The 14,382-nt window shown below is 64.8% G+C and carries 12 protein-coding genes; 6 read left to right on the top strand and 6 right to left on the bottom strand.

What is annotated here, in order from left to right; genetic code table 11:
* Positions 1 to 25 precede the first annotated feature (25 nt).
* The 3 genes from ndk to AC3A43_RS01030 form a co-directional block, all read right to left on the bottom strand.
* Positions 26 to 448 (bottom strand): nucleoside-diphosphate kinase, encoded by a 423-nt coding sequence (gene ndk / locus AC3A43_RS01040; RefSeq protein WP_487790696.1) that lies wholly within the window; start codon positions 446 to 448, stop codon positions 26 to 28.
* An 87-nt stretch (positions 449 to 535) separates the two neighbouring features.
* Entirely contained in the window at positions 536 to 985 is a 450-nt protein-coding gene (locus AC3A43_RS01035; protein WP_487790695.1) for a DNA polymerase III subunit chi, read from the bottom strand.
* Between the two features lie 34 nt (positions 986 to 1,019).
* Positions 1,020 to 2,465, bottom strand: a complete 1,446-nt coding sequence (locus tag AC3A43_RS01030; RefSeq protein ID WP_487790694.1) for a leucyl aminopeptidase — start codon at positions 2,463 to 2,465, stop codon at positions 1,020 to 1,022.
* A gap of 133 nt (positions 2,466 to 2,598) precedes the next feature.
* Between AC3A43_RS01030 and AC3A43_RS01025 the strand changes: the two genes are divergently transcribed.
* The 4 genes from AC3A43_RS01025 to rsmA all read left to right on the top strand — a co-directional run bounded on the left by AC3A43_RS01025 (position 2,599) and on the right by rsmA (position 8,233).
* Positions 2,599 to 4,902: an LPS-assembly protein LptD gene (locus AC3A43_RS01025; RefSeq protein ID WP_487790693.1), complete on the top strand. Its 2,304-nt coding sequence runs from the start codon at positions 2,599 to 2,601 to the stop codon at positions 4,900 to 4,902.
* 135 nt (positions 4,903 to 5,037) lie between these two features.
* The gene (locus AC3A43_RS01020) at positions 5,038 to 6,378 is read left to right on the top strand and encodes a peptidylprolyl isomerase (protein ID WP_487790692.1); all 1,341 of its coding nucleotides are present in this window, start codon (positions 5,038 to 5,040) and stop codon (positions 6,376 to 6,378) included.
* Entirely contained in the window at positions 6,378 to 7,397 is a 1,020-nt protein-coding gene (gene pdxA / locus AC3A43_RS01015) for a 4-hydroxythreonine-4-phosphate dehydrogenase PdxA (protein ID WP_487790691.1), read from the top strand. Before AC3A43_RS01020 ends, pdxA begins: the two co-directional genes overlap by 1 nt.
* Positions 7,394 to 8,233 (top strand): 16S rRNA (adenine(1518)-N(6)/adenine(1519)-N(6))-dimethyltransferase RsmA, encoded by an 840-nt coding sequence (gene rsmA / locus AC3A43_RS01010; protein ID WP_487790690.1) that lies wholly within the window; start codon positions 7,394 to 7,396, stop codon positions 8,231 to 8,233. Before pdxA ends, rsmA begins: the two co-directional genes overlap by 4 nt.
* 8 nt (positions 8,234 to 8,241) lie before the next feature.
* Here the strand turns inward: rsmA and AC3A43_RS01005 are convergent, their stop codons facing one another.
* The 3 genes from AC3A43_RS01005 to guaB form a co-directional block, all read right to left on the bottom strand.
* Positions 8,242 to 8,772 (bottom strand): tetratricopeptide repeat protein, encoded by a 531-nt coding sequence (locus AC3A43_RS01005; protein ID WP_487790689.1) that lies wholly within the window; start codon positions 8,770 to 8,772, stop codon positions 8,242 to 8,244.
* A gap of 32 nt (positions 8,773 to 8,804) precedes the next feature.
* On the bottom strand, positions 8,805 to 9,995 hold the full coding sequence (locus AC3A43_RS01000; RefSeq protein ID WP_487790688.1) for an RsmB/NOP family class I SAM-dependent RNA methyltransferase: 1,191 nt from the start codon (positions 9,993 to 9,995) through the stop codon (positions 8,805 to 8,807).
* Between the two features lie 127 nt (positions 9,996 to 10,122).
* Positions 10,123 to 11,580 carry an IMP dehydrogenase gene (gene guaB, locus AC3A43_RS00995; RefSeq protein WP_487790687.1) on the bottom strand — a complete coding sequence of 486 codons (1,458 nt, stop codon included), beginning with the start codon at positions 11,578 to 11,580 and terminating at the stop codon, positions 10,123 to 10,125.
* Between the two features lie 245 nt (positions 11,581 to 11,825).
* On the opposite strand from guaB, the gene AC3A43_RS00990 reads away from it, so the two are divergent.
* Both AC3A43_RS00990 and AC3A43_RS00985 read left to right on the top strand, forming a co-directional pair.
* Positions 11,826 to 13,196, top strand: coding sequence for an MFS transporter (locus tag AC3A43_RS00990; protein WP_487790686.1), 1,371 nt, complete (start codon positions 11,826 to 11,828; stop codon positions 13,194 to 13,196).
* A gap of 29 nt (positions 13,197 to 13,225) precedes the next feature.
* The gene (locus AC3A43_RS00985) at positions 13,226 to 14,311 is read left to right on the top strand and encodes an ABC transporter ATP-binding protein (protein WP_487790685.1); all 1,086 of its coding nucleotides are present in this window, start codon (positions 13,226 to 13,228) and stop codon (positions 14,309 to 14,311) included.
* Positions 14,312 to 14,382 lie beyond the last annotated feature (71 nt).

The raw sequence follows: 14,382 nt of genomic DNA, 5'->3' as shown, positions 1-14,382 counted from the left end.
CTTTTGATTAGCATAGGCTTACGCCTCAGCCGACGATTTCTTCAGGCTTGAAGAAATAGGCGATTTCAATCGCCGCATTTTCGTCGCTATCCGAACCGTGGACGGTGTTTGCTTCAATGCTTTCGGCCAGTTCCTTGCGGATCGTGCCGGCATCGGCGTTCGCGGGGTTTGTCGCGCCCATGATGTCGCGGTTGGCCTGCATGGCATTTTCGCCTTCCAGCACCTGGACGACGACGGGGCCGCTGATCATGAAATCGACGAGTTCGCCGAAGAAGGGGCGTTCCTTGTGGACCGCGTAGAAGCCTTCGGCCTGTTCGCGGGTCATGTGAATGCGCTTCGACGCGACGACGCGGAGGCCGGCTTCTTCCAGCATCTTGGTGACGGCGCCGGTGATGTTGCGACGCGTGGCGTCGGGCTTGATGATCGAAAAGGTGCGAGTGACCGCCATGGGGGAAGCTCCTGCGTTATTATGGTTTGTGATGGGCGCGCCTCTAGCCGCGCTTTTGCTGCACTGCAAGGATAGAGCGTCGCAGCATCAGGGCCCTTCGGACCAGCGACCGTTTTCGTCCTGTTTCCAGAAACGGTTGTCGACGTCGTCGCGGGCGGCGAGCGCACGCCAGAGGGCGCGGGCATCGTCGATGCGGCTGTTGTCGAAGAGCAGGAAGATGCGGTCGAAGCCGAGAGCTTCCTCGCGCCATTCGCCGTCGGCCAGCGCAACGAGCGACGCGCGATTGGGGGGCGAAACGTCGAGGGTGCCCGAAATCAGGATCGGCTCGATCTCCTCGTCGGGCGATCCGGCATGGCCGTGCGGAAGGAAGCTGGCGGGCTGCAGCGTCCACAGCGCCTCATCGATCGCCTGGCGCTGCATTGCAGGCGCGGCGACCACCAGCAGGCGGTCGCCGTTCGCCAATATGCGCGTTGCGAGGGCGGGGAGCACCCGTTCGACCGGGTCGCGGGTCAGCCGATAGAAGTCGACGCGCGCCATGCTCCCCTGCCCCCTGTTCTGCTTTCTGGCTCGCTCAGCCTTCGTGGTTGGCGGCGATGTAGCGGTCGAGAAGGCGCACGCCGTAGCCGGTCGCGCCCTTGCCATGGACCGCGCCGTCCTTGTCGGCCCATGCCGTGCCCGCGATGTCGAGATGCGCCCAGGCGACACCCTCATCGACGAAGCGTTTCAGAAATTGCGCCGCGGTGATCGACCCGCCTTCGCGCGGGCCGATATTCTTCATATCGGCGATCGGGCTGTCGATCAGCTTGTCGTAGGCGGGCGACAACGGGAAACGCCACAGCTTGTTGTTGCTGACCTCGCCCGCCGCGAGCAGGCCCGCCGCGAGCGTATCGTCATTGGCGAAGATGCCGGCATATTCATGGCCAAGCGAAATCACCATCGCGCCGGTCAGCGTTGCAAGATCGACGATCACCTTAGGATTATAGGCGCTCTGTGCCCAACTGATCGCGTCGCAAAGGACAAGGCGGCCTTCGGCGTCGGTGTTGAGCACCTCGACCGTCTGGCCCGACATGGTGGTGACGACGTCGCCGGGGCGCATCGCATTGCCGTCGGGCATATTCTCGACGAGGCCGACGACGCCGACGACATTCGCCTTCGCCTTGCGGCCGGCGATCGCCTTGATCGCGCCCGCGACGGCGCCTGCGCCGCCCATGTCCCACTTCATCATGTCCATGCCCGCGGCGGGTTTGATGCTGATGCCGCCGGTGTCGAACGTGACGCCCTTGCCGATGAACACAACCGGCGCATCGCCCGGATTGCCACCGTTCCAGCGCATGGCAAGGAGCCGCGGCGGACGCGTCGAACCCTGCGCGACGCCAAGCAACGCCCCCATGCCGAGTGCCTTCATCTGGCGCTCGTCGAGAACTTCCAGTTCGACGCCAAGGTCGGCGAGATGCTGGCAGCGTTCAACGAAGCTTTCAGGATAAAGGATGTTCGGCGGCTCGGCGACGAGCGTCTGGGTCAGCGCGACACCCTCGGCAATCGCCTCATTTTCGGCCCAGCGACCGGACAGATCGCCGTGGGGCGACGCGATCGTCACCGTCTTCAGGCTCGGCTTCGCCGTATCGGCGAGGCGCGTGCGATAGGTGTCGAGGCGCCAGTTACGCAAACGTGCGCCCATCGCGAACGCAAGGACGTCGTCGGCATCGCTCGGGCCCGTGCTGGCGAAATCGACGTGGACCGCAGTCGCGCCGCTCGTTTGCAGCTTGGCCGTGAGCGCCGCACCGCCGCGTTCGAGGTCCTGCTCGCTGCCTTCGCCGATACCGACGAGCAGCAGGCGCTTCGCTTGGTCGCCGTCGATGGCCGCGGTCTCGGCGATCGCGCCCGCGGCGCCGTCGAAGCGCGCCTGCGCGGCAGCCGCACCGAGTAGCGCACCGAGCGCGCCGGCCTCGCCCTTGCGGACCGGAAAAGCGACGACGTCGGCAGACGCATCGATTTGCGCGACAAACTGAATGTCCATGCCTTAACTTTCTCATGCGATGATTGATTGGAACGTGGCGGACCGATAGGGCGTTCGCTTGCGAGTTGCAAAAACAAAGCTGCCGGTCCAAGCCGGGGGGACGCAAGATTCAGGTGTGGGACAAAGAATTTAGATGAGCTGGGCTTTGTTCCGACAAGCGGCGCGTGCGCGGCCGTTCTGGCTGGCAACGGCGAGTGGCGCGGCCTTGGCCGCGTGCCCGGTGCTGGCCCAGACCAACGGAGAATCGACCCCGTCGGCAGAGGTTACGGCACAGCCTGACCTGCAAACCCCCGACCTTGCCCCGGCCACCGCCGACGCGCCCCCGGTCAAGACCGAAGACCAGATCGGCTTCGCCGCCGATAATCTGAATTACGACAGCGAAAGCGAAGTCGTCATTGCCGAAGGCAATGTCCAGATGAACCGCGAAGCGGTCGAGATGCGCTCCGACAAAGTCACCTGGGACCGGAAGACCGGCAAGGTTTTCGCCGAGGGCAATGTCGTCATCAAAAACCCCGAAGGCGACACGGCTTACGGCGACAAGATCGAACTCACCGACACGCTGCGCGACGGCGTCGTCGATAATATGCTGGTCGTGCTCGACAATGGATCGCGGCTGGCGGCGATCCGGGGCACCCGGTTCGACAACGGCAATATCGAGCTGGAGAACGCGGCCTACACCCCGTGTCCCGTCGAGGATAATGAAGGCTGCCCCAAGAACCCGAGCTGGCAAGTGCGCGCCGTCCGGGTGCTGTACGACAAGGCAAAGAACAAGGTCCGGTACAAGGGCGCGCGGATCGAAATTTTCGGTTTGCCGCTGATTCCGCTGCCCGGGCTCAGCCATTCGATCAATAACGAGCCGAGCAGTGGCATATTGGTTCCCGAAGTCCGGCTCGACCGCAGCAACGGCTTCGAAATCGCCGTTCCCTATTATCTGCGGCTCGCACCCGACCGCGACGCGACGATCACGCCGCACATCTACACCAGCGCGGCGCCGATGATCGAAGGCGAGTTTCGCGCACTGACCGATATCGGATCGTTCCGGATTAACGGCTATGCGACCTATGGCTCACTCGTGCCGCTGACCGGCGAGGATCCGGACAGCCAGAAACGCTTTCGCGGCTATCTGGAAAGCGCGGGCAAATTCCAGTTCGACCCGCATTGGAGCCTGACATATTCGGGCCGCATCGCGACCGACCGCACTTTCATGCGCCGCTATGACATCAGCCGCGACGACCGGCTGCGCTCGACCTTCGAGCTGGAGCGGATCGGCGGCAACTCCTATCTCTCGATCGCCGGATGGGCAACGCAGACGCTGCGCGTCAACGACGTCCAGGGACAGCAGGCGATCGCGCTGCCGATCATCGATTACCGTCAGCGGCTCGACGATCCGATCTTTGGCGGGCAGTTCGAGTTGCAGCTGAACACGCTGGCGATCGGACGCACCGCCGGGCAGGATACGCAGCGGGCCTTTGCAGGGGCGCAGTGGAACCTTCGCGGGCTGACCAAGCTTGGTCAGGAAGTCACGTTGACCGCGCTCGTTCGCGGCGATGTCTATCACAGCGACGAGAATCTGCTCACCGCAATCCCCGGCTACCGCGGGAAATCAGGCTGGCAGGCGCGCGGGATCGCCGCGATCGCCGCCGACATGCGCTGGCCGTTCATCGGCGAATTTATGGGCGGGACGCAGACGCTGACCCCGCGCGTCCAGATCGTCGCGACCCCGCCGATCAAAAATCTGGACATCCCGAACGAGGATTCGCGCGCCTTCGACCTTGAAGACAGCAATCTGTTCGCGATCAACCGCTTCAACGGCCACGACCGGTTCGAGGATGGCGCGCGCATCACCTATGGCGTCGAATGGAATTTCAGCCGCCCGGGTTTCAATATCACCAGCGTCGTCGGACAAAGCTATCGCCTGTCGGACAAGCCCAGCCTGTTTCCCGACGGCACCGGGCTGACGGCTCGCACGTCGGATATCGTCGGACGAACGACGGTCGCTTATCGCGATTTCCTGCGCCTGACCCACCGCTTCCGGCTCGACAAGGACAATCTGGCGGTCCGCCGCAACGAATTCGACGCGACGATCGGCAGCCGTTCGACCTATGCCGTGCTCGGCTATTCGCGGCTCAACCGCGATATCCTGCTGCTTGGCGAAGAACTGCAGGATCGCGAAGAAGCGCGCGTCGGCGGACGCGTCGCGGTGGCGAAAAACTGGTCGGTCTTTGGATCGGCCATCGTCGATTTGACCCAACAGACCGATGATCCGCTGAGCAGCGCCGACGGGTTCGAGCCGATTCGCCACCGGCTCGGCGTCGCCTATGACGACGAATGCCTGTCGATCGCGCTGACCTGGCGGCGCGACTATGCCGATACCGGCGATGCGCGGCGCGGCAACAGTTTCTCGTTCCGCATTGCGTTCCGCAACCTCGGGTTCTGAGGCTCGTTCGCTCAGCCTAGGTTCAGTGTCTGCGGGCTATATCGGGGCATCAAACGGTCACTATGGCGGATTGCGCTGGACCATCGGGCGTTTCCGCTGATACGGAGCGTCCGGACTTTCTCGAATAGGGTAAAGATGACCAAATTTTCGACCATGACCGGCCTGATCGCCTTGGCCGCCGTCGGCGTAACGCCCGTGCTGGCCCAGACCGTAACCGACAGCGACGTCCCGACGACCAGCCTCAACATCCCAGGCAATGTGCAGATTTTCGGCGATGCAAAGCCGAATGTCTATCGCCCGTCCGCCACGGTGAATGGAGAGATCATCACGGCGACCGATATCGAACAGCGCATGGCGCTGATCCGCATCGCAAATAACAATGTTGAGCTTCCGCCCGAGGAAATCCAGCGGTTGCGCAGTCAGGTCTTCAGCAACCTGATCGACGAAAAATTGCAGATCCAGGAAGCCAAGGCGGCCGATATCACGATCGACGAGAATGTCGTGAACGACCAGTTCGCCCGGCTCGCGACGCGCTTCAAGCAGACACCCGACCAGTTTTCAAAGTATCTGACGTCCAAAGGCTCGTCGGCGGCGGCCGTGAAGCAGCAGATCCGCGGCGAGTTCGCGTGGGATCGCCTGTTGTCGCGCAACATTCAGTCGACGACCAACGTGTCGACCGAAGAGGTCAAGATCGTCGTCGATCAGATGAACGAGACCAAAGGCCAGGACGAGTTCCATCTTGGCGAGATCTATCTGTCGGCGACGCCCGAAACCGTCGCGGCGGTGACCGAGAATGCGAAGAAGATCATCCAGGCGTTGCAGGCAGGCGGCAGCTTTGCCGCCTACGCGCGTCAGTTTTCGGAAGCATCGACTGCTGTCGTCGGCGGCGACCTCGGCTGGGTTAAGGCTGGCCAGTTGCCAGGTTCGATGGGCGAAGCGGCAACGCAGATGCAGCCGGGCCAGCTCGTCGGCCCGATCGAAGTGCCGGGCGGCATCTCGATCATGCTGATGATCGACCGGCGTCAGGTGCTGACCGCCGATCCGCGCGATGCGATCCTGAGCCTGAAGCAGATTTCGCTCGACTTCCCGGCGGGTACCACACCGGCGAAGGCGTCCGAACTGGCGAGCCAGTTCGCCGAAAAGACACGCGGCATCGCCGGCTGCGGCGCAGCCGACGCAGTCGCACAGAGCCTTGGCGCCAACGTCGTTTCACGCGACAACATCGAGATGCGCGCGTTGCCGGCCCCGTTGCAGTCGACCCTCGCCAGCCTGCAGATCGGACAGACCACGCAACCGTTCGGCGCCGCAAGCGAAGGCGTCAGCGTTCTGGTGCTGTGCGGCCGCGACATGCCCCAGACCGCGACAGCCCCCGATCTCGAGCAGATTGAAAAGAAACTGCTGGATGACAAGGTCAACAAGCGGGCCCAGCGCTATCTGCGCGACCTGCGCCGGGATGCCGTGATCGAATATAGCTGATGACGGACGATCATAATCGACGTCCGATCGCGGTCACCATGGGTGACCCGGCCGGCGTCGGACCCGAAGTGACCGCCGGCGCCTGGGCGGCGCGCCTTGAAAATGATCTGCCGCCGTTCGTCGCCATCGGCGATATCGCCGCAATCGAAGCTGTATGGAACGGCCCCGTCGCTCGCGTCGGCGATATGGACGAGGTCGGACAGGCCTTCGATACCGCACTGCCCGTCTGGCACCTTGAGGACAGCGGCCCGCTGGTCCCCGGCCAGCCGACCCCCGCAGGTGCGACATGCGCACTCCACGCGCTCGAAACAGGCATCGGGCTGACGCGCAACCAGGCAAGTTCGGCGCTGGTCACCGGTTCGGTGTCGAAATATGCCCTCCACAGCATCGGCTATACGCACCCGGGACAGACCGAATTCATCGCCGAACGCTGCGGCGTCACGGCGACCAACGCGGTGATGATGCTGGCGGGGCCCAGCCTGCGCGTCGTGCCATTGACGGTGCATATTCCGCTTTCCGAGGTGCCCGAACGGCTGACGATCGAACTGATCGTGGCCAAGGCGCGGATCGTCGCGCGGGGTCTGCGCCGCGATTTCGGCATCGAGACGCCGCGCATCGCGCTCGCCGGGCTGAACCCGCATGCGGGCGAGAGTGGACAACTCGGCGACGAAGAAGAACGGATCATGGCGCCTGCGGTGGCGCAGCTGGCCGAGGAAGGGATCGTCATCGACGGCCCGCTCGCGTCCGACGGCCTGTTCGCGCCCGCGATACGCGCACGATATGACGCGCTGTTGTGCGCCTATCACGATCAGGCGCTGACGCCGTTCAAGGCGCTGCATTTCCACGATGGGGTCAATCTGACCCTCGGCCTGCCGATCATCCGTACCTCGCCCGACCATGGCACGGCGTTCAACATCGCGGGCACTGGCCAGGCCGATCCGGGGCCGACGATCGCGGCGATCGCGATGGCCGCAAGGATGGCGCTGGCCCGCGAGCGCAATTGCGCGCCAGCGAAGTGACAGCCCTGCCCAAGCTTCCGTTACCCCCGCTCCGCGAAATAGTGCGCGCGCATGGGTTGCAGGCGAGCAAGGCGCTGGGGCAGAATTTCCTGTTCGACGAACAGTTGCTCGATCGCATTGCGGCGATTCCCGGCGATCTCGATGGCGCCACGGTGTTCGAGGTCGGACCGGGTCCGGGCGGACTGACACGGGCGCTGCTGCGCGCCGGCGCGAAGGTGATCGCAGTCGAGCGCGACGACCGCTGCCTGCCGCTGCTAGCAGAGCTGGGCGAGGCGTTTCCCGGGCAACTGACGGTGATCGCCGACGATGCCATGACGGTCGATGTCGACGCGCTGACGGGCGGCGCGCCTTATCATATCGTCGCCAATCTGCCTTACAATGTCGGCACGGCGCTGTTCACTCGCTGGCTGGAGCCAGCGCAATGGCCACCGCGCTGGATATCGCTGACCTTGATGTTCCAGCTCGAGGTCGCCGAGCGCATCATCGCGCCGGTCGGCGGCAACGCCTATGGCCGGCTGGCGGTTCTTGCGCAGTGGCGGTCGAATGCGAAAATCGCGATGAAGGTCCATCGATCGGCCTTCACCCCGCCGCCGAAAGTGATGTCGGCGATCGTCCATGTGACCCCCGCCGGGCAACCCGAGGGGGTGAACCCGAAACGGCTGTCAAAGCTGACCGAACAAGGCTTCGGCCAGCGGCGCAAGATGCTGCGGCAGAGCCTGAAGGGTGTCGAGGGCGCGGTTGCCGCCGCGGAAGCACTGGGGATCGACCCGACGCGCCGTGCGGAGACGGTCAGCGTTGCCGAATGGGTCCAACTGGCGCGGACCCTCGGCGCCTGATAACCAAATCAGTTCTGGTTACTTGTCGCGCCAACGGTCGCGACGACCGGCTTGGGTACCAGCACTTCGGCCGCGACGACGCGTTTCGAGGCGCTGGACGCGATCGTCTTTTCGAGTGCCGCGACCTGTGGGCATTTTTCGCTGCAGACGCGTTGCGCTTCGGCCAGTTTTTCGCGCGCGAGTTCGAGCGCGCCCTTGTCGGCGAGCGCTTCGCCCTGTCCGGTCAGCGCAACAATGTCGTTGGGTTCAAGGACGAGCGCCTCGCGATAAAGGCCGATCGCCTTGCCCGGCAGCCCCTGTGCGCGCGCAACCTGCGCCAGCGCGATGATTGCCGAACGATTGCGCGGATCGGCGGCGAGCGCCGATTCGTACAGCCCGATCGCCGCGTCGAGATCGCCGGCTTCCTGTGCCTTTTGCCCGTCATGCTGGAGCGCGATCGAGCGCGGGAAGATGTCATTGTCGGCGCGCTGCGCGTCGGATGCCGTGGGCAGGCTGGCGAGAATGACACCCGCAGTTAGAGCCAGAAAGCCGACACGCATCGCATTCTCCCATCGCTTCATTGGGGAGGATGCTAACATGGCGCCGTCAGTCGTGCGAGGAAAAATCCGTCGCAGCCGTCATGCCCCGGGGTGAACAGAAAGCCGCTGCCCGCAGCGCGGCCGATGCCGTCCGGCAGAATGTCGGCGTCGGCCGTCCAGCCGCGATGCCGCTTCAGAAAATCGTCCACCTGTGCCCGCCCCTCGCGCGTGATGATCGAGCACACAGCATAGAGGAGTTTGCCGCCGGGCGCCACCAGATCGGCACCGATGTCCATGAGTTTCGCCTGATCGGCGACATGCCGGTCGAGCCGCGCGGGGGTTGAGCGCCAGCGCAGTTCGGGGCTGCGCCGCCACGTGCCGCTGCCCGAACAGGGGGCGTCAACGATCACGCGATCGGCCTTTCCCATCCGGTCGGCGAGCATCGCGCGTTCCTGACCCGGATTGAGCAGCAGCGTTTCGATCGCCGTGGCCCCGGCGCGGTGCGCGCGCGGCGCCAGTTGCTGAAGCCGGGCGCGGTTGGTGTCGCAAGCGAGGATCACAGCTTCGTCGTTTGCCGCCGAAGCGATCGCGAGCGTCTTGCCGCCGGCGCCGGCACACAGGTCGATGACAACCTGTCCGGCTTCAGCGCCAAGCGCGGCGGCGGCAAATTGGCTCGCGGCGTCCTGCACCTCGAACTGCCCCTCGGCATAGGCGCTATTCTGGACCGCAGCGGTTTCGCCGGGCAGGCGCCAACCGTCGCTCAGGCCGGCGATCGCCTCGCCGTCGGGAAAGATCATTGCCAGTTCGTCGCGGCTCGAGCGCAAGCGGTTGGCGCGCAGGTCAAGCGGTGCTCGCGCCAGCATCGCCTCGCGCTCCGCCTTGCTGACCAGCGGGTCGAAGAGTTTCATCAGCGCGGTGGTGGCGATCCCGGTTTCGGCGCGCGGTTCGTCGGCGCCGATCACCGCCGGGCCATAGGATGCGCCGTCGAACAGCGCTGCAAGCTCCGGGTCTGCGTCGGCGAGCGCGAGCATCGCGGCGCGGCCCGACGCGGGCGCCGACCGCACACCGCGGATCACGTCATAGACGAGACCCCGGATCGCGCGGCGGTCCTTCGACCCGGCATAGCGGCGTGCCCGCATCGCTTCGGCAAAGATCGTGTCGGCGGGGGCACCGCCATCGCGCGCCGCGGCGGCGATGACGTCGAGGATTTCGATAGCGGTCTGAACGCGGGCGGCGGGGGTCATATTTGCGGCTTCTTTCTATTCGTCATTGCGAGCGCAGCGAAGCAATCTCCAGCTGCCGAGAGAGCCTGAGGTAGAGGGCTGGAGATTGCTTCGTCGCTTTGCTCCTCGCAATGACGAAACAGAAACCTCAACCCACCGGATAATTCGGCGCCTCGCGCGTGATCGCGACGTCGTGTACATGGCTTTCGCGCAGACCCGCGTTGGTGATCCGCACGAACTTTGCGCGCTCGCGCAGATCCTTGAGCGTGCGGCTGCCGGTATAACCCATCGCCGCCTTCACACCGCCAACAAGCTGATGGATCACGTCCTTCGCCGGGCCCTTGAACGGCACCTGGCCCTCGATACCTTCGGGGACCAGCTTCATCTGGTCCTTGATATCCTGCTGGAAATAGCGGTCGGCCGAGCCGCGCGCCATCGCGCCGACGCTGCCCATGCCGCGATAGCTTTTATAGGTACGGCCCTGGAACAGGAAGGTTTCACCCGGCGCTTCGGCGGTACCGGCTAGCAGCGAGCCGACCATCACGCACGATGCGCCCGCCGCGAGTGCCTTGGCGATATCGCCCGAGGTGCGCAGCCCGCCGTCGGCGATAACCGGAATGCCCAGCTTTGCGGCCTGCTCGACGCTGTCGAGGATCGCAGTGAGCTGCGGGACGCCGACGCCTGCGACGACGCGCGTCGTGCAGATCGATCCGGGACCGATGCCGACCTTCACACCGTCGGCACCCGCATCGATCAGCGCGCGGGTTGCGTCGCCGGTCGCGACGTTGCCGGCAAGGACCTGTACGCGGTTCGACAGCTTCTTGATCCGCGCGACGGTCTCGCCCACGCCCTTGCTGTGGCCATGCGCGGTATCGACGACGATCAGGTCGCATTCGGCATCAAGCAGCGCCTCGGCGCGTTCGATCCCCGAATCCCCCGTGTTGGTGGCAGCGGCAACGCGCAGGCGGCCGGTGCCGTCCTTGGTCGCATCGGGGAAGTTGATCGCCTTTTCCATGTCCTTGACCGTGATCAGACCGATGCAGCGATAATCATCGTCGACGACGAGCAGCTTTTCGATGCGGCGCTGATGCAGCAGCTTGCGCGCTTCGTCCTGCCCGACGCCCGGGCGCACGGTGGCGAGATTTTCGGCGGTCATCAGCTCGCGCACCGGCTGGCCGGGGTTGGCGGCAAAGCGCACATCGCGATGGGTCAGGATGCCGACGAGCCGGCCGCCGGTTTCGACGACGGGGATGCCCGAAATCTTGTGCTGGTCCATCAGCGCGGTCGCATAGGAGAGCGGCGCGTCGGGGGTGATCGTGATCGGGTTGACGATCATACCACTTTCGAAGCGCTTGACCTGGCGCACCGCGGCGGCCTGTTCCTCGATCGTCAGATTGCGGTGGAGCACGCCGATGCCGCCGATCTGCGCCATCAGGATCGCCATGTCGGCCTCGGTCACCGTATCCATCGCAGAGGACAGGATGGGGATGTTGAGGTTGATTTCGCTGGTCAGTTGCGTCGACAAATTCGCATCCGATGGCAGAATGTCCGATGCCCCGGGCACCAGCAGCACATCGTCGAAGGTCAGGCCGGTGATGATTTCCATGGGTGCCACTTTCTGGTGCGGGCGGCGCCAGCCCCGAATTTCAGGGCGGCACACGCGATTCGTTTGGTGGCGGCCCATGTAACCAGTCGGGCCCGCGCGCGCCAGTGGGGCGAACGAATATTTCGCGTGACTAGGAATCCTGCCCCGAAGCAGCGCCGGATCGGGCATATGTAACCGGTTGCATTGGATACGACGCCCCGTTAGACCCGCTGGATAACATAGTTTCGGTGAAGAGGATATTTGGAATGGACGTGCCCGGTCAGGCGCCCGCCAATGGTGGCGGACGGTCGAATGCCATGGCGGCCTTTGCCGCGGTCACGGTGCTTTTCTTTGCCTGGGGTTTCATCACCTCGATGATCGATCCGCTCGTCGCCGCGGTGAAGGGCATTTTCACGCTGAGCGATGCCGAGGCGCAATTGTCGGCCTCGGCCTTCTTTATCGCTTATGGCCTGATGTCCTTCCCCGCCGCAGCCCTCATCGCGCGTTTCCATTCGGTGCCATCGATCCTGACCGCACTGTCGACGATGGTCGTCGGCTGTCTCGTCATGCTCGCGGCGGCGAACCTCGCGGTCTATCCGCTCGTCCTTGCGGGGCTGTTCATTCTTGCGAGCGGCATCACGATTTTGCAGGTCGCGGCCAATCCGCTTGCGGCGGCACTCGGCGATCCGAAACGCAGCCACTTTCGCCTGACCTTCAGCCAGACCTTCAACAGCTTCGGCACCTTCCTCGGCCCGCTGATCGGCGCGCACCTGTTCCTGGAGGGCGTCGAGGTCAAGCCGGGCACGGTCGTCACCGACGCGGTGCGCGCGCAGGCGCTCGCAGGGATCGACAGCGCCTATTTCTGGATCTGCGGGCTGATCGTCGCACTTCTCCTCTTCTTCTGGTTCAGCCGCCGGATCGTCAACGAAGCGGTGCCGCCCGCCCCGATCGGCGCACGCGCCGGAATGGCCGAACTGATCCGCGAGGCGTTCTCGTCGCGCTGGGCGCTGCTCGGCGGGCTGGCCATCTTCCTCTATGTGGGCGCCGAGGTCGCGATCGGGACGCAGATGACGCTGTTCCTGAACAGCGATTCCGTCTGGGGCCAGTCGGACGCGGCGTTCGGCGTGCCGATGCTCGGCTGGTTCATGGGCAGCGACGGCGTCCCGGGCGTATCGCTGCAGGAAGCCGGCAAGGCGGTCGCCTTTTACTGGGGCGGCGCGATGGTCGGCCGCGCGATCGGATCGGTGTTGCTGGCGCGTTTCTCTGCGGCGAAGATGCTCGCGGCGGCGACAACGATAGCGGCGCTGCTCTGCCTCTATGTCGTGTTTGTCGGCGGGGTGAGCGGCGGCTTTGTCGCGCTGTCGATCGGCCTCTTCAACTCGATCATGTTCCCTGTGATTTTCACGCTGACGCTCGAACGGTCGACCGCCCGCGCCGAGGCGACGTCGGGGCTGCTGTGCACTGCGATCGTCGGCGGCGCGGCGATTCCCTATCTCGCCGGACATCTGTCGGACGCGGTGGGTTATGCCGCCGCGCTGGCGTTGCCGGCCGCCTGCTACATCGCGCTGTGCATCTTCGCGATCGCCGCCGGCCGGGCACCCGCACGTCAGGCGAACGCCGGCGTGACGGTTCACTGACGACGGCGCGCAAGAGAGGTTAGGAATCCATGGCCGCACTGTCGATCCGCGATGCCCGCAAAAGCTTTGGCGAGACCGAGGTGCTGAAGGGTGTTTCGATCGACGTTGCCGACGGCGAATTCACCGTGATTGTCGGCCCGTCGGGATGCGGGAAATCGACGCTGCTACGGGCGGTCGCGGGACTGGAAGACCTGACCACCGGCAGCATCGTCATCGGCGAGCGCGACGTCACCCACCTGCCGTCGTCGGAGCGGGGCATCGCGATGGTATTCCAGAGCTATGCGTTATATCCGCATCTGACAGTCCACGAGAATATGGCGTTCGGCCTGAAGATCGCAAAGGCATCCCAGGCCGAGATCGATGATGCCGTTGGCCGCGCGGCCGGAATCCTGAATATCGAGACGCTGCTCGACCGCAAGCCGGCGGCGCTGTCGGGCGGGCAACGCCAGCGCGTCGCGATCGGGCGTGCAATCGTGCGCCAGCCGCAGATATTCCTGTTCGACGAGCCCTTGTCGAACCTCGACGCCGATCTGCGGGTGCGGATGCGGTACGAGTTTGCGAGCCTGCACCGGCAATTGGGCACCACGACGCTGTACGTCACCCACGACCAGGTCGAGGCGATGACCCTCGCCGACCGCATCATTGTGCTGCGCGACGGACGGATCGAGCAGGTCGGGAGTCCTCGCGAGCTTTACGCCCGCCCGGCGAACATCTTCGTTGCCCAGTTCCTGGGGACGCCGCGGATGAACATATTCGCGGCCGTGGTCGGAGATGCCGGGCTGGCCGAACTGGCTGACGGGCGCAGCATCGCCCTGCCCCCCACCGCGCCATCGCTGCCCCCCGGGACGTCGATATCGATCGGCATCCGGCCCGAAGATATCCAGATCGGCGAAGCACCGGGGGGGCTCGCCTTCACCGTCAGCTTCATCGAGCGGCTCGGCGGTCTCGTCACGGTGCATCTACGAGGCAGCGACGGAAGCGAACCGATCGCATGCCAACTGCGCGACGACGGCAGCCTGTGCGAAGGCGAAAAGGTCACCGCGCTGCTGCCGCCCGACCGTCTCCACCTGTTCGACGGCCATGGCGCCGCGCTGCGCATGGGCGCGCCGGAATGACCTTGCCTTTTGATCGTGTAACCGGTTACCTTGTGAACGTTTCCGCGCGCGGCAGCCCCGGCCAAGACAGA

Source organism: Sphingopyxis sp. Soil_C_28, from assembly GCF_057657055.1.
This window is presented reverse-complemented; position numbering and strand designations above follow the sequence as displayed.